Genomic DNA, 21,327 nt, shown 5'->3' with positions numbered 1-21,327 from the left:
TCTCAGTCAGACTCCTGGTATACAAGCGGTTCAAGACTTTTCTGCACCACTAAGCATCCACAGAGACAAACCAATCTGGTCTTTTGTACCATGTGGGATGATGGGGGTCATAATAAAGATTCATGTCACTAGCGGTAAATATTTTGTCGCTAGGATAACTAGGAGAAGCAAAAGTTTCGTCTAATAACCGAGGTTGTAATAAATGAAACTGATCAGGCAAACCAGGCTCCTCTGGATCTTCACTCTTGAGATCATACATAGTAGGTAAAACTTCTTCGGCAGAACGGGGCGGATCAGTTTGATACATAGAAAAACAATCCTGTAGAAGTTCTAACTCCATTATGTCTTTCTCTGCGTCCTTGGCGTCTTAGCGGTTTGTTAAATTTCTCCTACCCTATTGCGAAACTTTCATTAATTGATACACTTGTTCTTCATGAACCATTAGCCCAGATAACCAGCGCCTATGGTACACGTCAAGCGCGTGGAACTTACAAATTTCAAATCCTTCGGTGGTACTACTGCTGTCCCTCTACTACCGGGGTTTACTGTCATTTCTGGGCCAAATGGTTCGGGTAAGTCGAATATTCTCGATGCTTTGCTGTTTTGTTTGGGACTTTCTAGTTCTAAGGGAATGCGGGCGGATAGGTTACCGGATTTGGTAAATAATAACCAAACGTCTAGGGGACGGGCTTCGATTGAGGCTAGTGTGACGGTGACTTTTGATTTGTCGGGGGAGGATGTTTCACGCAAAACCGCAGAAGCGCAAAGTGAGGAAAGTGAGGAAAGTGAAGAAAGCCCCCACTCCCCACTCCCTACTCCCGACTCCCCCACTGAGTGGAGTGTTACTAGACGGTTGCGGGTAACTCACCAGGGAACTTATACGTCGAATTACTATATCAATGGTTCGCCTTGTACTATGACTGAGTTGCATGAGGAACTCAGTAATCTGCGGATTTATCCTGAAGGGTATAATGTGGTGCTGCAAGGGGATGTGACTAGTATTATCTCGATGAATGCTAGGGAACGTCGGGAAATTATTGATGAGTTGGCTGGGGTGGCGGCGTACGATCGCAAGATTATCCAAGCGAAGAAAACTCTGGATGAGGTGAAGGAGAAGGAAGATAGTTGTCGGATTATTGAGACGGAATTAACTGCACAGCGCGATCGCTTGTCTCAGGATCGGGCTAAGGCGGAAAAGTATCAAAAATTGCGTACGGAATTTCTCTCTAAGCAATCTTGGGAGGCGGTTTTATCTTGGCGATCGCTCCAAGCACAACAGGAAAAGTTGATTGGGGAACTTCAAGCAGGCGATCGCAGTTTTAGTGAATTAACTACCCAACTGACTACCCTGAATGGGGAAATTGCCCAGAAAACGGCGGAATTAGAAGAACTCAATGCCCATGTGAAGGCCTTGGGTGAAGAGGAATTGTTGGCGGTACAATCTACCCTGGCGACGCAGGAGGCGGAACGCAAACTACTCCAGCGGCGACAAACGGAATTACAATCGGCTATCCAAGAAACTGTGCAGCGGTTGGCGCAAACTCAGCAGGAAATTCAACAACATCAGCATTCTTTGACGGAAATTGCCCAAACGCAGGTTGTAGAAAGGCAATCTATTGTTTATTGTCAGCAACAAAGAAATGAAGCCCAACAAGCTTTAGATGCTTCCCGCGAAGCAGCAGCAGCCATCGCTTCGGCTTCGGAAGCTTGGGTACAGCAACAAACGGCTTTCAATCGCCAAATTGAATCTTTGCTGCAAACTCTGGAACCGCAACGCACGGAACAAGCACAACTCACAGAACGTAATCATCAGTTACAGCAGCTAATTACAGAACAAACTCAGCTAATTGCTACTTTAGAACCGGAATTAGCCGAGAAGCAAGCTGAATGTAGTCGCGTGGAAGCGGAATTTAACGCCTCTAGTGAACCCATCCAAAATTTAGCCGAAAATCTCTCAGCGACGGAACAGGAACTGCAAATACAACAGGAAACTCAAAAGCGTCTGTTGCAGGAACAGCGGGAAAAACAACGCCAGTTGGATAAGTTAGAAGCACAAGCCCAAGCCCAGCAGGAGGTACAGGGAACCCAAGCTAGTAAGGTGATTTTACAATCGGGATTGCCTGGGCTTTGTGGTTTAGTTGTACAGTTAGGAACAGTGGAACCCCGCTATCAGTTAGCTTTGGAAATTGCGGCTGGTGGGCGGTTGGGACATATTGTGGTGGAAGATGACAGTGTAGCCGCAGCCGGGATTGAATTACTCAAACAAAAACGTGCTGGTAGGGCGACTTTTTTACCGTTAACTAAAATTCGCGCACCCAAGTTTACCCAAGATGCGACGCTGCGTTATGCCAACGGCTTTGTTAACTATGCTGTGAATTTAATTGAGTGCGATCGCCGTTATCAAGATGTGTTTAGTTATGTGTTCGGCAATACAGTTGTATTTACCAATATTCAACAGGCGCGGCAAAATATCGGGCTATATCGCATTGTTACCTTAGACGGTGAATTGTTGGAAACTAGTGGGGCCATGACTGGTGGTAGCAGTAACCAGCGTTCGTCGTTGCGGTTTGGTAAGGGGGAAGCTGGGGAATCTCAGGAAGTAGCCAGTTTGAAAAGTCGCTTGGTGGATATTGAACGTATTTTAGACCGTTGTACAGAAGCGATCGCCTCTTTAGTAGCCAGAACCAAACAAAATACCCAAGGACTCGCAGAAGCTAGACAGGCGCGGCGGGAACAGCAATTGCAATTAGAACAGTTGCAGAAAGATATTAAAGGTTTAACGACGCAATTAGAAAACACGCGATCGCAACTTGCCCAAAACAGTGAAAAATTCACCACGGCTCAATCCCGGTTAGAAGTTTTAGATCGGGAATTACCAGGACAAGAAAATGAGTTGCAACAATTGCGACAAGCTTTAGCAGAGTTGGAATCGTCCCAAACTCCTAGTGAATGGCAACAAATTCAGGCAACCATTAAAATTCAAGAGCAACAATTACAACAAAAAGAAGGCGCATTAAGGGATGCCGAGCAAAGATTAAAAAATTTGGAAAATCAGCAGCAGCGGTTACAAGAACGCAGCCAAGAAGCTGAACAAAGAATTATTCAATATCAGCAAGGGCAAGAAAGCCAACAAAATCAACTAAATTCCCTCAGCAATCAGGAAGGCAGCTTCAGCAATCAAATAGCCGAAATCAAGGCCAATTTGAGCCAAATGGAACAGAATTTAGGCGCAGAAAAACAAAAACGTGACGCTACAGAACAAGAAGTGCGATCGCAACTTCTACGTCAACAACAATTGGAATGGGAAATCCAAAAACTCCAAGAAACCCAACAAAAGCGGCGAGAAGATTTAGAAATATTACAAAATCAATTTCGGGAAGCTGGGGCAGAATTACCCAATCCTTTACCAGATGTACCAGACCAGGTAGATTTAGAAGAATTGCAAAAAGAACTGCGAAGCCTCAGCAAACGCTTACAGGCAATGGAACCTGTGAATATGTTGGCATTGGAAGAATACGAACGCACCCAAAACCGCCTCCAGGAACTCACCCAAAAGCTAGAAACCTTAGAAGCAGAACGCACCGAATTATTGTTACGCATTGAAAACTTTACGACTTTGCGACAACTGGCATTTAAAGAAGCCTTCGACGCAGTTAATGAAAACTTTCAATCTATTTTTGCCACTCTTTCCGACGGTGACGGCTATTTGCAACTAGAAGATCCTGAAGATCCCTTTAGTAGTGGCTTGAATTTAGTCGCCCACCCCAAAGGTAAACCAGTACAGCGTCTCGCTTCCATGTCCGGGGGCGAAAAATCCCTCACAGCCTTGAGTTTTATCTTTGCCTTGCAACGTTATCGTCCCTCGCCATTTTATGCCTTTGACGAAGTTGATATGTTTTTAGATGGAGCAAACGTAGAACGATTAGCTAAAATGATTAAACAACAGGCACAACAAGCGCAATTTATAGTTGTGAGTTTGCGTCGTCCGATGATAGAATCAGCCGAACGCACCATTGGCGTTACTCAAGCAAGAGGAGCTTACACTCAAGTTTTGGGTATTAAATTACAATCATCCAATACATCTGCTTGAGATTTTGTTAATAATAGTGTATAGATAAACCGGATTCGAGATCAGGACTCGGTATAGAATGACCTCTGAACAGATAATTAGGCGTTCCGACATATTGAACACCCAGGTGATTACCCGCGACAACGGCAAGCGGCTAGGCGTCGTCAATCAAGTTTGGGTTGATATTGATCAAAGAGAGGTTGTGGCTCTTGGTTTGCGAGACAGCCTGATCTCCGTTTCGGGACTGCCACGCTATATGTACCTCAGCACCATCAACCAAATTGGTGATGTAGTTTTAGTTGACAACGAAGATGCCATAGAAGACATCGAAGTTGAAACCTTAAGTAACCTGATTAACTGGGAAGTAATTACAGAAACAGGTGAAGTTTTAGGCAGGGTGCGCGGCTTCAGGTTTGATGGCGAAACAGGGAAAATTCATTCCATCGTCATCGCTTCTTTAGGGTTACCCCAAATTCCCGACCAATTTTTGAGTACATACGAGTTCTCCGTTGAGGAAATCGTCAGCACAGGCCCCAGTCGGCTGATTGTATTTGAAGGAGCCGAAGAACGAGTTAACCAGTTAACAGTTGGTGTACTAGAACGCTTGGGTATCGGTAAAGCCCCGTGGGAACGAGATGCAGAAGAAGAATACGGCTATTCTGCGCCTCGCACAGTTTCACCAGCGAATCAGTTACCCAGCGGAGTGCCACTACAACCGCCCAGAGCCAGAGTCCGCGCTCCTGAACCCGTAGTAGAGGAAGAATGGACTGAAGACTATGTGGAAGAAGAATTGCCCAGGCGTGAAGTAATGCGGGCCAGGCAATACGAATCCATTCAATATGCAGAAGAAGAGGAAGAAGACAACTGGAGTGAGGCAACTGGTAGGGATAGATATCAAGAACCACCCAGATATGATCCCCAGCCCTACGGCAAGCCTTATGCTGACGAGTATGATGATTACGACGATGTAGAAGGCGATGCTTGGGATGATACACCACCACAGCCTGTGAATATTCCCAAAAAAGTCAAAGAAAGACAACCAGAATACGAAGAAGAAGGCGGGTATTAAACTACCGCGCCAACAATCTACCCCCTTTCTGTTATCTAGTCCTACGCTGTACACACAAGTGTGATCAAGCTGCCTAACAGCGTTTCGATCCCCCCTAACCCCCCTTCAAAAGGGGGGAATTTATTAAAATCCCCCTTGATAAGAGGAGCCACTGCGTTGGGCAGATCTGCCGACTTGTAGCAAGTGGCGTGGATTTAGGGGGATCAGATGATTTGTGTGTACACCATAGGTTATCTAGGCAGAAGGGGGTATTTTAATTCTAAAAATGGCAAATGTATAAAATCAATTTATAATGCTTGAGTTTGTTACATCAATTAATATATTTAACAAAATTCCCCTTTTATTCGTAATTAAGTATCTAATGCTGGGATTCATTAGGGATTGAAAGGGTTAATTACCCAAATTGATGATTTGTGTTAGTTTGATTTTAATCAAATGAGAATATCATTGAAGGATTTTGTATAACTTTAGCCAAGCCAAAGTAAGACAGCATAAAAAAAGGTTTAAAGTTAAATTATTAACAAAAATTTGATTGATTGATTTAAGGAGCAAAACTTTTGTTTCATGGTAAAGCGATCGCTCCAAGCATCATCCATCGGGATTCAACAAGCTAAAAAAGCATTTGCCCGTAAAGGTTGGACACAAGAAAACTTAGCGACGGAAGTTAACTTAAAGACTAGACAACCCATTTGGCGGTTTTTCTCTGGACAGCCAATTGAACGGTTGACATTTATTCAAATATGTGAAGTCTTGGAACTCGATTGGCGAGAGATTGCCTCCAATCCTCCAGCAGAATTTTTGGCACCAGAAGAACTTGCTCAGGCTACTGTCTTAAATATTGATGCCTTGGTACGACAAGTGCGATCGCAACGTCGAGATAAAATTCAAGACCAGTGTGGTATCTTGCAATTATTAGACATCAGCCATCCCGTAAGTATTGATGACATATATATTGATGTCAATATTTTGGAAGAAATCGAAAGCCTCCGCAGTGTAGATATTTCTAACTTGCAAAACCTGACTCCAATGCAAGTTGACCGCATTGGTGTAGGGGAAGTTTCCCAGGCACAAATACCGGGTATGCAAGCAGTGGAAACCTACTCCAAACTAAGGATGCTAGGCAAGCCGGGCGTGGGGAAAACCACATTTTTACAACATCTGGCTATTCAGTGTAACCGAGGAGAATTTGCCGCTCACCAAGTTCCTATCTTCATCTCACTGAGGAATTTTGCGGAAGAATCTATAGCCAGGGGTGAGTTCAGCTTATTCAATTATATTTACCAAGAATTTCGCGCCTCTGGAATTTCCGAGTTATCAGTTATTGAAACCTTACTTAGTGCTGGCAGAGTTTTATTATTGCTAGATGGGATGGATGAAATTCTTAACCAACAAAGCAATGCTGTTTTAAAAGAAATTCGCAGATTTTCAGACAAGTATCACAAAAACCAGTTTGTAGCCACCTGTCGAACAGCCGCTCAAAAGCTGAGACTGCGGGGCTTTACTGATGTAGAAATTGCCCCCTTTACCCAAGAACAAATTATTGCCTTCGCACAAAAATGGTTTGTGGCATTTACCAAAACAAACACTGAAGATGGACAAGCACAGTCTGTTGAGTTTATTCAGAAATTAGACTTACCGGAAAACTGGCAATTCCGTCAACTCTTAGTCACGCCGCTGTTTCTGCATCTTGCCTGCTGGGTGTTTCACGGTCAAGACAAATTTCCCACCCAGCGCACTGACTTTTATAAACAAGGACTTGATCTGCTTTTGGGCAAATGGGATGAAGCTAGAGGTATTGAACGGGATGACATCTATCGAGGATTTTTATTACCGCAAAAAATCAAGTTGTTTAGTCAAATTGCCGCAGCGACATTTGAGGAGGGTCAGTACTTTTTTGAGCAACGCATCGTTGAGCAATATATTGGTGACTATATTCAGAATCTGACCAGCATACCAATGGATGCAGATGAATTACAAATAGAAAGCGAAGCAGCACTCAAGGCAATTGAAGCTCAACATGGGCTACTAGCAGAACGGGCGCGGGGAATTTTCTCCTTCTCCTATCTAGCATTTCAAGAATACTTCACAGCCAGAAAAATTGTTGCCAGCCATAACCTCCAAGCATTAGAGCAAGCTCTCGGAGGACTGGTTAGTCACATTACCGACCCCCACTGGCGCGAAATATTTTTGTTAACAGCTACCATGCTGCGGAGTGCGGATGGTTTAGTACAGTTAATGAAACAGCAAATTGATACACTGGTTGCCCAAGACCCTTATTTACAAGAGTTTTTGACCTGGGCTAGCCAAAAATCCCGGACTCTTCCCACGGAACGAAAAGGTGCAACAGTGCGAGCATTTTACCTAGCTTTGAGTCGGAATCCTCGCATGGCTTCTCACTTTACCTTAGCCGCCAGCCTTGACCAAGGGATGTTTTTGGATGCAGCTTTAGATAACCTACTGCTGGAATGTGCTATTGACTATAGCCAAGACTTTGCCCACGCTCACGCCTGTGGAGATGCTTTATCCAACATTCTGGGCATTGTTCTGGATACTGGACTTCATAAATCCTTGCAACAACTCTCTGATCAATTTCCCAATTCTCAGCAAACTCAAGAACGGTTTCAGATATGGTGGGAAACCAACTATTCAGTTTGGGCTGAACAGTTAAAGACGACAATCATTAGTTATCGCAATATCAACTTGCATTGGCAGTTTAGTTCTGAGCAACAGCAAGTGTTACAAAGTTACTACGATGCCAATCAGTTACTGCTCGATTGTTTGCATAGTAGTTGTGAAGTGACACCCGCCATCAGGCAAGAAATTGAAGCCACCTTACTATTGTCTCAAAAAGAACTGGAAGATCGAGAATGGCAATAGCGCGCTTCTATTACTCTGACTCCATAAAACTTAGAATGGTTTTGATAAATTTAGGGGTAGCGATTGTCTTAAAAGTCAAGCGATCGGGTGCTACAAAAATGGTTGGAATACGTTTTATGTCGTAGTCAATCATTCATAGATTAAATCAAACAAGACTTAACAAAAATCAAACAACACTCTGTCATATTACAGGCATAGATTTATCATCTTGATTGACCCACAATCGTAGTCAGAAACAGCCCCGATTGTTCCCTAAAAAAATCATTCTATTTTTGCAATGCCAGGTTTGGTTATGAACTTCATCAATAACTGTCCTTTTAAACTTGGGATACTCGCAGGTGTGCGAATACTGATTGTCGATAATGATTGCGATAGTAGGGATCTGTACACCTTTTTACTCGAAGACTTGAGTGGCAATGTCATCTCCTCTAGCTCCATACAGGAAGCTGTAGAAATTCTGACTTGGTTTGTGCCTCACATCCTGGTATGTGAAATAAGATTTTTAGGTGAAAGTGTCTATGCTTTGCTTAATAAATTGACTGCTATGGAAGCAGACAATAGGAATCATATTCCAATTATTGTGACTTCAACATCTACCACGGGTACCATTGAACAAATTCCCGATGTAGAGTTTGAAGGATATTTACTCAAACCAATTGACTTGGATAAATTAGTTTTCATGATAGAAAACCTAGTCAACATTGGCAGAAATAATTCATTGGTTGAAGAAATCAAACACCCATTCATTGAATACTTAGCAGCAAATAGCTCATTGTCAGGGATAAAAATTTTAGCTTTAAATAAAATCCATGAATAACATGAATGCATCCAATAATTGTGATAAGTCCCATTTGGAATCAGAGAAAATAGACTTAGATATCTTTAAAGCAGTAACAATTCTGGTAGTGGATGATGATCAGAAGATTCTGTTTTTAATTACCGAGATGTTTGCCTCCTATGGGATTAATATCAGGACAGCTTCCAGTGCCTTAGAAGCAGTTGAGATAATTGAACATTGTCATCTAGACCTCTTAATTAGCGACATTACGATGCCAGGAGAAGATGGCTATTGGTTACTAGAGAAAATCAAAACACTTGCTTCCCCCCAAAAAAGAGAAATTCCCACAATCATTTTTACTGGCATTTCTCAATACAAAGTGTATGAAAAAGCTAAAAAATGTGGTTTTCAAACTTATATTCAAAAGCCTCAATCCGGAAATCAGTTAATAATAGAAGCAGCAAAACTTCTCAAAAATCCCCATAGCACACAATTGGTAACTACTTCTGTTTAAATACGTTACGAACATCAAAATCTCCGACTTCTTAAAGAAAAAGGGGATCTGAGCCTCTTGCTGTTTACAAATCACTGAGGATTGCTATAGCCTTTATGCAACAATAAGTTGTACAAATTCCATGTGACATCATCTGTGAGCATTTCCATCATTATTGCGACTCTTAACGAAGCGGGAAATATTGCAGCCGCTATCGCCTGTACGCAACCGAGTACTAATGTAGAAGTAATTGTGGTAGATGGTGGCTCACAAGATGAAACTGTCAGCATAGCTGAGTCATTGGGTGTAAAAGTTATCTCATCTATCCCTGGGCGTGCTAATCAAATGAATGCGGGTGCTATGGCTGCAAGTGGGGATATTTTGTTGTTTCTCCATGCAGATACGCGCTTACCACCTGGATTTGAGCAGATGATTTGCACGGCCCTAAAACAACCAGGGATTGTGGCTGGTGCCTTCACCTTGCGGATTGATGCCCCTCATTTAGCATTGCGATGGGTAGAATGGGGAGTCAACGTGCGATCGCGTTTTTGCCAAATGCCTTATGGTGACCAAGCAATATTTTTAACCAAAGCAGTATTTCAAGAAATAGGTCAATTCCCAGATTTGCCTATTATGGAAGACTTTGAACTGATACGCCGCTTAAAACTTACTGGTAAAATTGCTATTATTCAAGTTCCAGTTGTTACGTCTGCTCGTAGATGGTTGCGAAAAGGGGTGTTTCATACTACCTTACTTAATCAAATAGTTATTATTGCTTATTTTCTCGGTGTGTCACCTGAACGCCTCCGTAGCTGGTATCGTCGGGAAAAATTTAGGAGGATTTAAACGGGCTAACCGTTACCTTGGAAATCAAAAGTCAAAATTCCAATCACCATAAATAAATTTAGGTAATTGGAACCTGAATTAATTAATTTTTAATTGTATTGCTCAGTGGTGTACCATCCCACGGACAATATTTCCAGGATATGTGGGCAGGTTTACCGTTAGGACATATCCTGGGGACAAAGAGTGAATTTAGCGGGAACTCTATTGTCGATTCAGGTTGTGGAGTAGCACTTTTGCCATTGAAAGAAACATTCAGTTTTCCAAGCTCATATGGTGAGACGATTTTTTTACCAGCATCATCAACATTTTGATATGTAAAAAACCATATTCCTTCACCAAACTTACCCGCAAACTGGGACATGAAAGGTTTTATTTCCTTTATGAACAGATCAACATCAGAATTTTTCGATGCTGGAACCAAATTTATAGATTTACCACTAGAGTTAGTATATGTAACTGTTAACCCTCTTTGAGTTTCGGCTTCAGAAGCAAATTTATAACTGTCAGGAGATATAATTTTTGCTTTCACAACTGCAATTATGAGTACTGGTTGAGGAGGCGCACCAAACATTTCTAATGGCAGATACCATACCACATTCATCTGTTCGGTGCCAAGGGCAGCAAATTGCATTGTTTCTTTAACTAACTCATCTATAGGGATGTCTGGATATTGACGTTGTTCTAGAGCATTGATTGGTGCGGTACTTAATCCCATTAGTATAAATGCGGCAATCATCAAACTCAAGTTCTTATTTTTAGACATTCTCCGCTAAGTCCTTTAGTATAGTACTCAATTACTACTTGTAGAAAGTATTACAACGTTCGTACAGTAAGTATATTCTCAGGAATAACCATCCACAGTTAATTAAATTAAGAAATTATTCACAAACTTTTGCTCTTGCTGAAGCAAAATCAGCAGGTTTCAGTCATGTAGGAGACACTTCCAAACAAAGTCTGTAAATCTCATGCTTCCCATCGTAAATGGTGGCAGAACCTACATTTGCAAACTACCGTACTGAATCAGATAGTAATTACTGCTTATTTCCTTGGTGTTTCACCTGAACGCATTTGTCACTCGTCGGGAAAAACTTCAGAAATTTTCAGCTGTTTCTCATATCAGCTTCGTATATTAATAGCAGATAGTGATGAAAAACTCAGGTACATTAAACTCAGGTACATTAAATGGTTCAAAAGCCCAAGCCCCGAACAAATCGTACACTCAAATTTTTAATAATTAGTTTTCTCATTATTACCCTGATTTTCCTAGCCCAATACGTCAATATTCCAGTAATTTTACATAATGCAATCATTTGGGTGCAAAATCTGGGTGTTTTGGGCCCTATTGGTTTTATGTTTATTTACAACTTGGCAACTTTACTTTTTATACCGGGTTCCTTGCTAACCCTAAAAGGTGGTTGCTTGTTTGGCATATTTTGGGGGTCTATATATGTATTAGTTGCGGCAATTATCGGGGCCATTTTAGCTTTTGTTGTGGGACGTTACCTATCTCGTGATTGGGTGTCTCGACAGATTGACAAACATCCTAAATTTAAAGCAATTAATTTAGCAGTTGCCAAAGAGGGCTGGAAAATTGTCTTACTGACTCGTTTATGTCCCATCTTTCCATTTAATTTATTAAATTATGCTTTTGGGGTGACACAGGTTTCTCTCAAAGATTATATATTAGGTTCTTTGGGTATTTTTCCGGGTACAGTGATGTACGTTTATATGGGTTCTCTGGCTGGCGATTTGGCGATGCTAAATAGGGATTATCAGCCAACTAATCCCGAAGCTCAAATTGGGCAATGGGTAATGCAAATAGTTGGATTGATTGCTACTGTAGCTATAACTATTTATGTGACAAGAGTTGCTCAAAAGGCTTTAGCTGAAACTATGGTAAATGAAGTAAATGAGGTAAATGAGGACTAAATTCCTCACTACGAACTAAATAAATCATTTTAAATTGTGTGATTATGAAAAAGCAATTTGTGGTCAATTCTAGGCTATTTAAAGAGAGTTTATTAATATTGGTGGGAGTAGCGATCGCTCTATTTTTGAATGCAGATATAGCTTGGGCGCAGAAATTGGGCATTGACGTAGAAACCATCAAGATTGATTTTAACAGTGTAGACCGAGCGATCGCAGATGGTGAAACCGATGGATTTTTGAAGCTTCACCACAAAAAGGGTACTGATGAAATTATTGGTGCCACTATTGTCGCTAGTCATGCAGGTGAAATGATCTCGGAAGTGACAACGGTAATTGTGCATAAAATAGGTTCACGTGATTCATCCTTATCCCACTCAAGCGGAAGCAATTAAGAAGGCAGAAGATACCTATCGGCAGACACTTTTGACACCACGGACTAAAAAAATCTGAGGATTGCTCACCAAATTCTCTTAAGGTAAAAGAAAAATCATCAGTTTGAGGTAACATCTTGCCACTTTCCCCTAGACTAATGGCAGCAACCTTGTTCAAATTGGCCGAGGAAAGTAAACTTTGACTGAAGACAACAATTTCAACCCACCCCTCCAAAATGTCTCACATAGAGAATTGCGAGATTTAGTGCGAACTCAGCTGCAAATGCTGCTAGAAGCAGGAGATTTGCAGGGAGCAAAATCTATTCTCGTACCTGTACAGGCTGCGGATATTGCTGAGGCTATTGAAGGGTTACCAGAAGCAATGCACGCTTTGGTTTTCCGTTTGCTTCCCAAGGCTGAGGCTATCGAGGTTTATGAATATCTCGACTACAGTGTGCAAGAACATTTAATTGCCGAACTCAAAAGTCAAGATGTGCGTGACATTGTAGATAAAATGTCTCCGGATGACCGCGCACGGTTATTTGATGAATTACCTGCCAAAGTTGTAAACCGCTTGCTAGAACAACTGAGTCCGGCGGAACGTCAAGCCACAGCCCAGCTTTTAGGCTATGAAGCTAATACAGCTGGGCGCATCATGACGCCAGAATTAATTTATCTCAAAGAAAATTTTACGGTATCTCAGGCATTAGACCGGATTCGTACTCTCGCTAACATCAGTGAGATTATTTATTACCTTTACGTTACTGATAGCGCTAGACGCTTGACAGGGATTGTATCATTGCGGGAATTGGTATTATCTCAGCCTGAACAAATGATTGGCGATATCATGACCCGTGAAGTGGTATTCGTGAACACAGATACAGACCAAGAAGAAGTGGCGAGATTAATTCAAAGATATGACTTTTTGGCTGTGCCTGTGGTGGATAGAGAACAGCGTTTAGTCGGTATTGTCACTGTCGATGATGTGATTGATATTCTGCAACGGGAAAACACAGAGGATATTTACGCCTTGGGTGGTGGTGTGCAGTCTGATGGTGATAATTATTTTCAGATGAGTTTACTGCAAGTCGCCCGCAAACGGGTGGTGTGGTTGTTTGTCTTGCTGATAACTAATACATTCACTGGCATAATTATTAAGTCACAGGAAGACCTTTTAAAACAAGTGGTAATCCTGACAGCGTTTATTCCTTTGTTGACGGGTACTGGCGGGAACGTGGGGGCCCAATCTTCTACAGTAGTAATTCGCGGTATGAGTACCGACGAAATCCGCGCCCTGGGGCCTTTGCAGGTAATTGGTAGAGAAGCGATCGCGGGGATGTTTTTGGGAGTAATGTTAGGTAGTATTGCCACAATTTGGGCATTCTTTTTGCAAGGAAACTTAGAGGTGGCAATCACTGTAGGCAGCAGTTTGGTAGCTATTTCTATAATTGCTTCTGTCTCTGGTTCAGCACTGCCATTTTTATTCCGCGCTCTCCGCTTAGACCCTGCATTAATGTCAGCACCATTTATTACTACAGCCGTCGATGTCCTGGGTGTGCTAATTTACTTTAATTTGGCGCGGTTTATTTTGAGATTGTAAGTTATGAGTTAAATATGTTTTATATTTAAAACTCATTAATCTTAAATCTTAATTTTTACAATTCCGAAGGTGTATCTGGAGCCACAATTTCTCCAGTACCTAATTCCAGGAGCATATCCTGGTCAGTGATTAATTCACTTAGTTCTTTAACTTGTAAATTCATTTTTTCACAAGCTTGTCTCAGTTCTCTGGCAAAAGTATTAATATCATCGCCATAGCCACATTGATAAGCAGCAGTTTCAATTCCCTGCTTGGCATTTGCTCTAGCACAATCCACTAGTTCAGTGCCATGCAATGGTTTTGGAGATGTCATAAGTCTTGGTTGTAATTTGTTACTGGTTTGTCGTTAGCTAGACTAACAGTTATTTAATATAAAAACATCCATCATATGGAAGACTAAGCTTACCATATAGACTACTATTTTGACTTTTGAATGACAATCTGCGCCCCTAATTAATCAGGGGCGCGATTTTCAAATCCTCAATTATTTAATTTAGCCGTTAACGACTGTTCCACCATTGGGATGTAATACTTGAACAGTCATATAAGAAGAGTCATCAGAAGCTAAAAATACATAGCTGGGAGCAACTTCTTCTGGTTGTCCGGCTCGTTGCATTGGTACTTGTTTACCAAAATTTGCCACTTTATCTTCGGGAAAAGTTGCCGGAATTAAAGGTGTCCAAATAGGGCCCGGTGCTACAGCATTCACCCGAATCCCTTTGGATACCAAATTTTGCGATAAGGAACGCGTAAAAGCGACAATTGCACCTTTAGTTGAAGAGTAATCAAGGAGTTGGGGACTACCTTTATAAGCTGTTACCGATGTAGTGTTAATGATGGCACTACCTTCGTGTAAATGTTTCATCGCTGCTTTAGTTAGATAAAACATCGAGAAAATATTAGTGCTGAAAGTGCGCTCTAATTGCTCTTTACTAATGTCTTCGATGTTTTCTTGGGGATGTTGTTCAGCCGCGTTATTAATCAGAAGGTCTAGTTTGCCAAATTCATCTACAGTTTGCTGTACAGCGTGCTGACAAAATTTTTCATCGGTAATGTCACCTGCGATAGCTACTGCACGACGTCCTTGTTCTTCTACCAAATCTTTTGTTTCTTTAGCATCGTCGTGTTCTGCTAGGTAAATAATCGCTACATCTGCGCCTTCTTTAGCAAAAGCTATGGCCACAGCACGACCAATACCACTATCTCCACCTGTGATTAATGCTACTTTATTTTTTAATTTCCCGCTGCCTTGATACTGCTCATCATCAGCCTTAGGCTTGGGCTGCATTTCTGATTCTTTTCCTGGTAATTCTTGCTGCTGTGGTGGTTGTAATGTTTCTTTTGGCATAATGATTTTTTTCTTGTAAATCGATGACTCAAACTCTACTGATCAATTCATAAAAGCAAACCTTGGATCGATAATTCAATCCAAGGTTTAACTTATGCTTTAAATTCCAACTTACAATTTGCAAGTTTGGATACTTTATACCCCGGATGTAAGCCAAACTTACTAACCTATTTATCCTCACACCTGACACACGCTCTTAATCTGACCACTGAAAACAAGTACACAACTCTCTGGGAATGTCAGGATTTATCCTGTTCATCTGCTTTTAAGTTAACTATTTAAGTTAAGGAAATTTATCGTTCTGGAGATGGAAAGACAAATCAAATTTACTCAACCTTAAGACATAAAATCAATTAATAATAATAAAGTGATTTCATTGTGATGTGGAATACAGATTTATACATAGAATCAAGTATCTATTATTACATTAAATATCGAATTTCCTACCCTTGAGGGACAAAACTGCACATGAATTGAGCAACAGTGTGATTTAATATAGGGTTCTTCCCTGACCTACTGCCATTTCTTATGACAAATCAAACGTTAGGACTCGAACCACAGCTATATGAATATTTACTGTCGGTATCTTTGCGAGAACCAGAAATTTTAGCTCAATTGCGTCAAGAAACAGCCCAGCATCCCATGGCTATGATGCAAATTGCTCCCGAACAGGGACAATTTATGGCATTGCTGGTGCAATTAATTGGGGCTAAGAAAACGTTGGAAGTAGGCGTATTTACAGGCTATAGTTCCTTGGTTGTCGCTTTAGCCTTACCGCCAGAAGGTAAAGTAGTCGCTTGTGATGTCAGCGAAGAATTTACGGCGATCGCTCGACGTTATTGGCAACAAGCAGGGGTTTCCGATAAAATTGACCTGCACATCGCCCCCGCAATGGAGACATTAGATAAGTTACTAGCCGCAGGTGAAACAGGCTCTTTTGACTTTGCCTTCATCGATGCCGACAAGAGTAATTATGAGGGTTATTATGAGAGATCGCTACAATTAGTCCGTCCAGGTGGATTAATTGCCATCGATAATGTCCTTTGGTCAGGGAAGGTTGCAGACCCGGAAATCCAAGACAATCGCACCACCAAGATTCGCGCCTTCAATGAGAAACTACATCAAGACCAGCGAGTTAGTCTGAGTTTAATACCCATTGCTGATGGTTTAACCCTGGCGCGAAAGCATTAATTGGTACTGTTTCCATTTTTCCTGTTGACGCGCTCTTTTTTCTTCAGTCAAACTATCAAAACAGTAAGCACAAGAAATCCCCTCTTCGTACTTGGGAGATGCTTTATCTGCGTCCGAAATCGGATGACCACAACAAAAGCACAACTCATGACTACCTTTTTCTAAGCCATGACCCACAGTTATCCGTTCATCGAACACAAAACATTCACCTTGCCATAAACTTTGTTCTGCTGGGATTTCCTCTAAATATTTGAGAATCCCACCTTTGAGGTGATAAACCTCGGCAAAGCCTTGGGACAGCATGAAAGATGTGGCTTTTTCACAGCGAATACCACCAGTACAAAACAAGGCGACTTTTTTATGTTGATTGGGGTCGAGGTTGTGACTTACATATTCGGGAAATTCTCGAAATGATTTAGTTTGTGGGTTCTGCGCCTTCTGAAACGTACCGATATTCACTTCATAATCATTACGAGTGTCAATCACAATTACGTCAGGATCAGCAATTAAATCATTCCATTCCTGGGGACTAACATAAGTACCCACATGGTGATTGGGGTCAACCTCTGGCAAACCCATCGTCACAATTTCTTGTTTCAACCGCACCTTCATGCGCTCAAATGGCTGTCTTTCCGTGTATGACTCTTTATGTTCTAAATCTGCCAACTGGGGGTCAGAACGCAAAAAAGCCAAAACAGAATCAATTGCCTGGCGTGAACCTGCGATCGTGCCGTTAATACCTTCTGCTGCCAACAAAATTGTCCCCTTGACAGCTTGTGCTTGGCAGAAAGACAACAGGGAGTCTTGTTTTTCGGCAAAATCGGGCAGCCTCACAAATTTATAAAGTGTTGCCACAACTTGTTGGATATTTTCTGGCTTCATGTCTTGAAAACGGCACAATATTCAGTTACAATGACGAGGGAAAATAAATTACCTGCCTTTTTTATTTTACGGGGGTTTAGCTCAGTTGGTAGAGCGCCTGCTTTGCAAGCAGGATGTCAGCAGTTCGAGTCTGCTAATCTCCATTATTAGTGCTTTTTCATTACTCTCGTCAGATTAAATTTGAAACCCTATTTTGACGTTAGTCCGCGCAGGCGGACTTTGTTTGTGTAGCCGCGATTTCTAATCGCCTAGATTATTCTCTCCCCAGAGTCGTAGAAGAGCGTTAAGAACGTTTAAATACTACAGAAAGGTTGTTTGCTGGCATTTGGTAAGTTGCTTGTAACTGCAACTTTTGGTTGTTAGCTGCGGCAATTACATCTTCTAAATTTCGTACACCCCACTCAGGATTTTGTGCCTGTAAGGACTGATCAAAACTTGCATTACTGGGTGCAGTATGTTCTCCACCTTGTTTGTATGGCCCATATAAATAAAGGATGCCACCAGGAGGTAAAATCCTTCCCGCACCCGCCATCAATCCCAAACAGGCTGACCAAGGTGAAATATGAATCATATTAATGTTAACTATGGCTACAATAGGTGAATCTAGTGATGCATCTTTCTCTACTGGCCAAACTGGCATACTTGCATCAAGTTCCCTTGGTAGATAGAGATTGTCAGCAGAACATTCTTCAGCCCAAGCCGTAATGCTGGCTCGTAATTGCGGATTTTGATCAGAAGGTAGCCATTTACGAGGAGCTAAGTGTGGGGCAAAAAATACTGAGTGTTCTCCAGTGCCACTTGCTACTTCTAAAATAGTACCACTCGCAGGTAAAACTTGTAAAAGTATCTCCAGAATGGCTTCACGATTGCGCTGAGTAGCTGGTGCGTATTGTCGTGCGTCTTTTGGTGTATTCATTTTACGTTCACTAGTATGGATAATTAGATATTGCACGAAATCAGGAGCTTTATCCCCAGTCCCTTTTATTTGGAGAGTAACTTGCCTAAATCAATTCGCTCTACCCAACCACCACTAAAATTTCTGCCCCCACACTTTAACCCTGTTATACTGCAAATTTTTCGGTGGTTGCTGCCTGTTGTGCTACGGTTTCGCACCAGACCTTGGCTACCTGCTGGTATTGTCCAGATTGATGCCCAAAATGTGGAAACTTTAGTCAAACTATATCAGCAATTCCAGGCTGGTAAAATTCGTTTTTTAATTGCCTTTCGTCATCCAGAGGTGGAAGATCCCCTTTGTATGCAGTATTTGCTGGCTTATATTTTGCCCAAAGTGGCCCGTCAGCAAGGTATCAAGTTACAAGAACCTATTCACAGTCACTTTCTCTATGACCGAGGAATGACTATATGGGCGGGAAACTGGCTAGGTTGGTTGTTTTCTAGATTTGGGGGTGTACCAATTCGTCGGGGACGGCGACTCGATAGACAAGCTATCCAAACAGCAAGAGATTTGTTTGCTAATGCGGAAATGCCCATCGCCGTGGCTCCCGAAGGAGGCAATAATGGTCATAGTGATATTGTTAGTCCTTTAGAACCTGGTGTTTCTCAACTAGGGTTCTGGTGTGCGGAAGATTTGCACAAAGCCGGACGTTCGGAGGAAGTTTTGATTGTACCTGTAGGTATTCAATATCGCTACGTTGAACCACCTTGGTCAAAGTTGGATGGGTTATTGAGTAAATTAGAAGCAGATAGCGGTTTACAAGCAATGGATGAAGGTGCGATCGCTAGCTCAGAACAAAGATATCATCAACGTATCTGTCGTCTGGGTGAATATCTGATTACAGAAATGGAAGAGTTTTATCGCCGCTTTTATCATCAAGACATACCTAAAACCATCGATACAGATGAATCTGCCAATGCTAATGAAGTTTTAATTGCCAGATTGCATCGTTTAATGGATAAAGCTTTACAAGTTACCGAACAATATTTTGGGATTCAAGGCCAAGGAAACTTTATTGACCGTTGTCGGCGATTAGAAGAAGCGAGTTGGAATTACATTTACCGGGATGATATACCAGACATCAACGCTTTACCGCCCTTCAAACATGGGTTAGCAGACTGGGTTGCTCAAGAAGCAGACTTACGGATACGACATATGCGAATAGTTGAAAGTTTTATCGCCGTCACAGCCAATTCTCTTCAAGAACAACCAACGGCTGATAAATATGCCGAAACAGCATTACTAATGTTTGATATGCTGTCTCGCATTCAAGACACAACATTACCAGGGCGACCGCGTTTAGGTTTGCGAAAAGCTAGCATCATTATCGGTGAACCAATTTCTGCCACTGAACGCTGGAAAAACTCTCAAGGCGATCGCCATGCATCTCGTCAGGCTACCAGCAATTTGACAAAAGACTTACAAATCGCTTTGGAGAATATCATTAATCATCAGTCATCTAATTCTACATCAGAGTCATCATCATCGTGGTCATAGGGGATATCATCCAGGTCTATCATCTCAGAGACTTCTTCTACTTGACTGAGAAACGAAGGTTCTTGAGGTTCACGTGGGATTAAACGACCGTTAGCTTTGAGCCATTCTAGTAAAACAAACTCATTACTTGTACGAATTACAGTTGCTCGTTGGTTACGAGGTTGTTCGCTCAAAGGACCATTAGGCATACAAAAACTCACTTTTAATTGGGGAAACTAAAAAAGCAGAAATATTTAGGCGATCGCACGGCTGAAAGTAAGTATTAACAGTATTTTCAGCCTTTAATTTAAGTAGTGTGTCTTATTAAGACCACTTCTGAGCAAGGTGCAAAATGTAAGTAAAGCCTGTGGCTGTATGCCGTTACTATCTTTTGTCAGGTGAATCAGCACTTGAGTTTGCTTCATCAATAGAAATTGCATTGGCAAAATCTGACAAGTGAATCATACACCCAGTATAAATCAGCTTGACAAATAAATACTATTATTCATATAATTTACGTCTTTTTTTTACTAAGATTTTCCTTGTATTCAATGCTCTTAGCTTTTTATTTAAGATTCAGGCTAATCGCTGTCAACCATCTTTAACGGTTTTTGCTCAATCTCAGACCCTCAATTAGAGTAGTAAGTTCCTCAACAATTTTCAGACACTGCATAAAAAAAACGAGCCAATCTTATAAGTCAGTGTCAAGGTTGAAAACCCCAAAGGAGATTGAAGATGAACTGGAAAAAATTTACCGCTGGCATAGTTTTAGGACTTGCATTACCAACATCTATTGTAACTTGTGTGGGAGTTGAAACTGCTAATGCTCAATTTCGCATAAATAATGTTTTAAAAAATTCCTTACCTAATATTCCAGGTATTCAAAAATTGCAGCTTGGATTACCATTAACTGAAACAGAAACACCAGAAGAAATTGATTCAGAAGGCGCAATTATTGAAGATAATAATTATGAACAAGAGCAAAAATCTGATTCTTCATCAGTATGGAATACACTGATTCAAACAGTCGGCGACGTAATTAAGACAGATATTCAACACAGAAATAGTCAACAAAATCAATCAAACAATCCTGAAACTTCTAGCCAGAATTTTGAATCTAATGGAGAGATTTATAGTGACACAAATACAAGTTTTGATACTGCCCCGCAAATTGCTCATGGTGATAATGCCGTAGTAGAAAAATTATCTAAATGGGGATGGACAAGAGTAGGTTGTAAACCAGAACTTGTATTTATTTACGGTTTGGGTAATGACACAGTTTGCATTACTCCCAATGGTGCAATTCCCGCAGGTCAATATCAATATAATCCTACAACTAATCAACTTGCACCAGTATCTGCAATATCCAATTCAACGGACACAACACCACCTGCGATTGTAGGTTATTAATCACATATTGAATAATTATTATTTTTTATATTA

Annotated in this window: 17 protein-coding genes, 1 tRNA gene and 2 pseudogenes; 13 read left to right on the top strand and 7 right to left on the bottom strand. The window is 41.3% G+C overall.

The window, feature by feature from the left end; genetic code table 11:
* Positions 1–55 precede the first annotated feature (55 nt).
* Positions 56–307, bottom strand: a pseudogene (locus ACM0OS_RS01140) (hypothetical protein); the annotation flags it as partial.
* Positions 308–463: 156 nt separating this feature from the next.
* On the opposite strand from ACM0OS_RS01140, the gene smc reads away from it, so the two are divergent.
* The 6 genes from smc to ACM0OS_RS01110 all read left to right on the top strand — a co-directional run bounded on the left by smc (position 464) and on the right by ACM0OS_RS01110 (position 10,132).
* Positions 464–4,090, top strand: coding sequence for a chromosome segregation protein SMC (smc, locus tag ACM0OS_RS01135; RefSeq protein ID WP_414541308.1), 3,627 nt, complete (start codon positions 464–466; stop codon positions 4,088–4,090).
* A gap of 58 nt (positions 4,091–4,148) precedes the next feature.
* A complete protein-coding gene (locus ACM0OS_RS01130) occupies positions 4,149–5,138 on the top strand; it encodes a PRC-barrel domain-containing protein (RefSeq protein ID WP_414541307.1) in 990 nt (329 codons plus the stop codon).
* Positions 5,139–5,702: 564 nt separating this feature from the next.
* Complete coding sequence (locus ACM0OS_RS01125; RefSeq protein WP_414541306.1) at positions 5,703–8,015, top strand: NACHT domain-containing protein; 2,313 nt, start codon at positions 5,703–5,705, stop codon at positions 8,013–8,015.
* A 292-nt stretch (positions 8,016–8,307) separates the two neighbouring features.
* Positions 8,308–8,832: a response regulator gene (locus tag ACM0OS_RS01120; RefSeq protein WP_414541305.1), complete on the top strand. Its 525-nt coding sequence runs from the start codon at positions 8,308–8,310 to the stop codon at positions 8,830–8,832.
* A gap of 1 nt (position 8,833) precedes the next feature.
* Positions 8,834–9,307, top strand: coding sequence for a response regulator (locus ACM0OS_RS01115; protein ID WP_414541304.1), 474 nt, complete (start codon positions 8,834–8,836; stop codon positions 9,305–9,307).
* A gap of 123 nt (positions 9,308–9,430) precedes the next feature.
* Entirely contained in the window at positions 9,431–10,132 is a 702-nt protein-coding gene (locus ACM0OS_RS01110) for a TIGR04283 family arsenosugar biosynthesis glycosyltransferase (RefSeq protein WP_414541303.1), read from the top strand.
* An 82-nt stretch (positions 10,133–10,214) separates the two neighbouring features.
* Here ACM0OS_RS01110 and ACM0OS_RS01105 read toward each other — a convergent pair whose 3' ends face one another.
* The gene (locus ACM0OS_RS01105; RefSeq protein WP_414541302.1) at positions 10,215–10,895 is read right to left on the bottom strand and encodes a hypothetical protein; all 681 of its coding nucleotides are present in this window, start codon (positions 10,893–10,895) and stop codon (positions 10,215–10,217) included.
* A gap of 419 nt (positions 10,896–11,314) precedes the next feature.
* Here ACM0OS_RS01105 and ACM0OS_RS01100 point away from each other — a divergent pair, with 419 nt between their 5' ends.
* The 3 genes and pseudogenes from ACM0OS_RS01100 to mgtE all read left to right on the top strand — a co-directional run bounded on the left by ACM0OS_RS01100 (position 11,315) and on the right by mgtE (position 14,032).
* On the top strand, positions 11,315–12,061 hold the full coding sequence (locus ACM0OS_RS01100; protein WP_414541301.1) for a TVP38/TMEM64 family protein: 747 nt from the start codon (positions 11,315–11,317) through the stop codon (positions 12,059–12,061).
* A gap of 146 nt (positions 12,062–12,207) precedes the next feature.
* Positions 12,208–12,511 (top strand): annotated as a pseudogene (locus tag ACM0OS_RS01095) (FAD-containing oxidoreductase); the annotation flags it as partial.
* A 120-nt stretch (positions 12,512–12,631) separates the two neighbouring features.
* A complete protein-coding gene (gene mgtE, locus ACM0OS_RS01090) occupies positions 12,632–14,032 on the top strand; it encodes a magnesium transporter (protein ID WP_414541300.1) in 1,401 nt (466 codons plus the stop codon).
* Positions 14,033–14,087: 55 nt separating this feature from the next.
* On the opposite strand, the gene ACM0OS_RS01085 is transcribed toward mgtE, so the two are convergent.
* Both ACM0OS_RS01085 and ACM0OS_RS01080 read right to left on the bottom strand, forming a co-directional pair.
* Positions 14,088–14,345, bottom strand: coding sequence for a hypothetical protein (locus ACM0OS_RS01085; RefSeq protein ID WP_414541299.1), 258 nt, complete (start codon positions 14,343–14,345; stop codon positions 14,088–14,090).
* 180 nt (positions 14,346–14,525) lie between these two features.
* Positions 14,526–15,380 (bottom strand): SDR family oxidoreductase, encoded by an 855-nt coding sequence (locus tag ACM0OS_RS01080; RefSeq protein ID WP_414541298.1) that lies wholly within the window; start codon positions 15,378–15,380, stop codon positions 14,526–14,528.
* A gap of 528 nt (positions 15,381–15,908) precedes the next feature.
* Between ACM0OS_RS01080 and ACM0OS_RS01075 the strand changes: the two genes are divergently transcribed.
* Positions 15,909–16,571 carry a class I SAM-dependent methyltransferase gene (locus ACM0OS_RS01075; protein ID WP_414541297.1) on the top strand — a complete coding sequence of 221 codons (663 nt, stop codon included), beginning with the start codon at positions 15,909–15,911 and terminating at the stop codon, positions 16,569–16,571.
* Here ACM0OS_RS01075 and ACM0OS_RS01070 read toward each other — a convergent pair.
* Positions 16,548–17,453 carry a rhodanese-related sulfurtransferase gene (locus ACM0OS_RS01070; protein ID WP_414541296.1) on the bottom strand — a complete coding sequence of 302 codons (906 nt, stop codon included), beginning with the start codon at positions 17,451–17,453 and terminating at the stop codon, positions 16,548–16,550. The genes ACM0OS_RS01075 and ACM0OS_RS01070 overlap by 24 nt on opposite strands.
* Before the next feature lie 70 nt (positions 17,454–17,523).
* Between ACM0OS_RS01070 and ACM0OS_RS01065 the strand changes: the two genes are divergently transcribed.
* Positions 17,524–17,596: transfer RNA gene (locus ACM0OS_RS01065), tRNA-Ala, on the top strand.
* 140 nt (positions 17,597–17,736) lie between these two features.
* Here the strand turns inward: ACM0OS_RS01065 and ACM0OS_RS01060 are convergent.
* Positions 17,737–18,369, bottom strand: coding sequence for a DUF938 domain-containing protein (locus ACM0OS_RS01060; protein ID WP_414541295.1), 633 nt, complete (start codon positions 18,367–18,369; stop codon positions 17,737–17,739).
* Between the two features lie 81 nt (positions 18,370–18,450).
* Here ACM0OS_RS01060 and ACM0OS_RS01055 point away from each other — a divergent pair, with 81 nt between their 5' ends.
* Positions 18,451–19,905: a 1-acyl-sn-glycerol-3-phosphate acyltransferase gene (locus ACM0OS_RS01055; protein ID WP_414541294.1), complete on the top strand. Its 1,455-nt coding sequence runs from the start codon at positions 18,451–18,453 to the stop codon at positions 19,903–19,905.
* Here ACM0OS_RS01055 and ACM0OS_RS01050 read toward each other — a convergent pair.
* Entirely contained in the window at positions 19,860–20,093 is a 234-nt protein-coding gene (locus tag ACM0OS_RS01050) for a DUF3134 domain-containing protein (RefSeq protein ID WP_414541293.1), read from the bottom strand. The two genes, ACM0OS_RS01055 and ACM0OS_RS01050, sit on opposite strands and share 46 nt — an antisense overlap.
* A gap of 526 nt (positions 20,094–20,619) precedes the next feature.
* Between ACM0OS_RS01050 and ACM0OS_RS01045 the strand changes: the two genes are divergently transcribed.
* A complete protein-coding gene (locus tag ACM0OS_RS01045; protein ID WP_414541292.1) occupies positions 20,620–21,294 on the top strand; it encodes a hypothetical protein in 675 nt (224 codons plus the stop codon).
* Positions 21,295–21,327 lie beyond the last annotated feature (33 nt).

It is taken from the genome of Nostoc sp. CCY0012 (assembly GCF_963920855.1).
In the GTDB taxonomy this organism is placed as follows: domain Bacteria; phylum Cyanobacteriota; class Cyanobacteriia; order Cyanobacteriales; family Nostocaceae; genus Cyanocohniella.
The sequence above is the reverse complement of the archived record's forward strand: the minus strand, read 5'-3'. Positions and strand labels throughout refer to the sequence as shown.

Coding starts and splice junctions, on each gene's coding strand:
- smc (WP_414541308.1), top strand. CDS start 464: ATGGTACACGTCAAGCGCGTGGAACTTACAAATTTCAAATCCTTCGGT.
- ACM0OS_RS01130 (WP_414541307.1), top strand. CDS start 4,149: ATGACCTCTGAACAGATAATTAGGCGTTCCGACATATTGAACACCCAG.
- ACM0OS_RS01125 (WP_414541306.1), top strand. CDS start 5,703: ATGGTAAAGCGATCGCTCCAAGCATCATCCATCGGGATTCAACAAGCT.
- ACM0OS_RS01120 (WP_414541305.1), top strand. CDS start 8,308: ATGAACTTCATCAATAACTGTCCTTTTAAACTTGGGATACTCGCAGGT.
- ACM0OS_RS01115 (WP_414541304.1), top strand. CDS start 8,834: ATGAATGCATCCAATAATTGTGATAAGTCCCATTTGGAATCAGAGAAA.
- ACM0OS_RS01105 (WP_414541302.1), bottom strand. CDS start 10,895: ATGTCTAAAAATAAGAACTTGAGTTTGATGATTGCCGCATTTATACTA.
- ACM0OS_RS01100 (WP_414541301.1), top strand. CDS start 11,315: ATGGTTCAAAAGCCCAAGCCCCGAACAAATCGTACACTCAAATTTTTA.
- ACM0OS_RS01085 (WP_414541299.1), bottom strand. CDS start 14,345: ATGACATCTCCAAAACCATTGCATGGCACTGAACTAGTGGATTGTGCT.
- ACM0OS_RS01080 (WP_414541298.1), bottom strand. CDS start 15,380: ATGCCAAAAGAAACATTACAACCACCACAGCAGCAAGAATTACCAGGA.
- ACM0OS_RS01075 (WP_414541297.1), top strand. CDS start 15,909: ATGACAAATCAAACGTTAGGACTCGAACCACAGCTATATGAATATTTA.
- ACM0OS_RS01070 (WP_414541296.1), bottom strand. CDS start 17,453: ATGAAGCCAGAAAATATCCAACAAGTTGTGGCAACACTTTATAAATTT.
- ACM0OS_RS01060 (WP_414541295.1), bottom strand. CDS start 18,369: ATGAATACACCAAAAGACGCACGACAATACGCACCAGCTACTCAGCGC.
- ACM0OS_RS01050 (WP_414541293.1), bottom strand. CDS start 20,093: ATGCCTAATGGTCCTTTGAGCGAACAACCTCGTAACCAACGAGCAACT.
- ACM0OS_RS01045 (WP_414541292.1), top strand. CDS start 20,620: ATGAACTGGAAAAAATTTACCGCTGGCATAGTTTTAGGACTTGCATTA.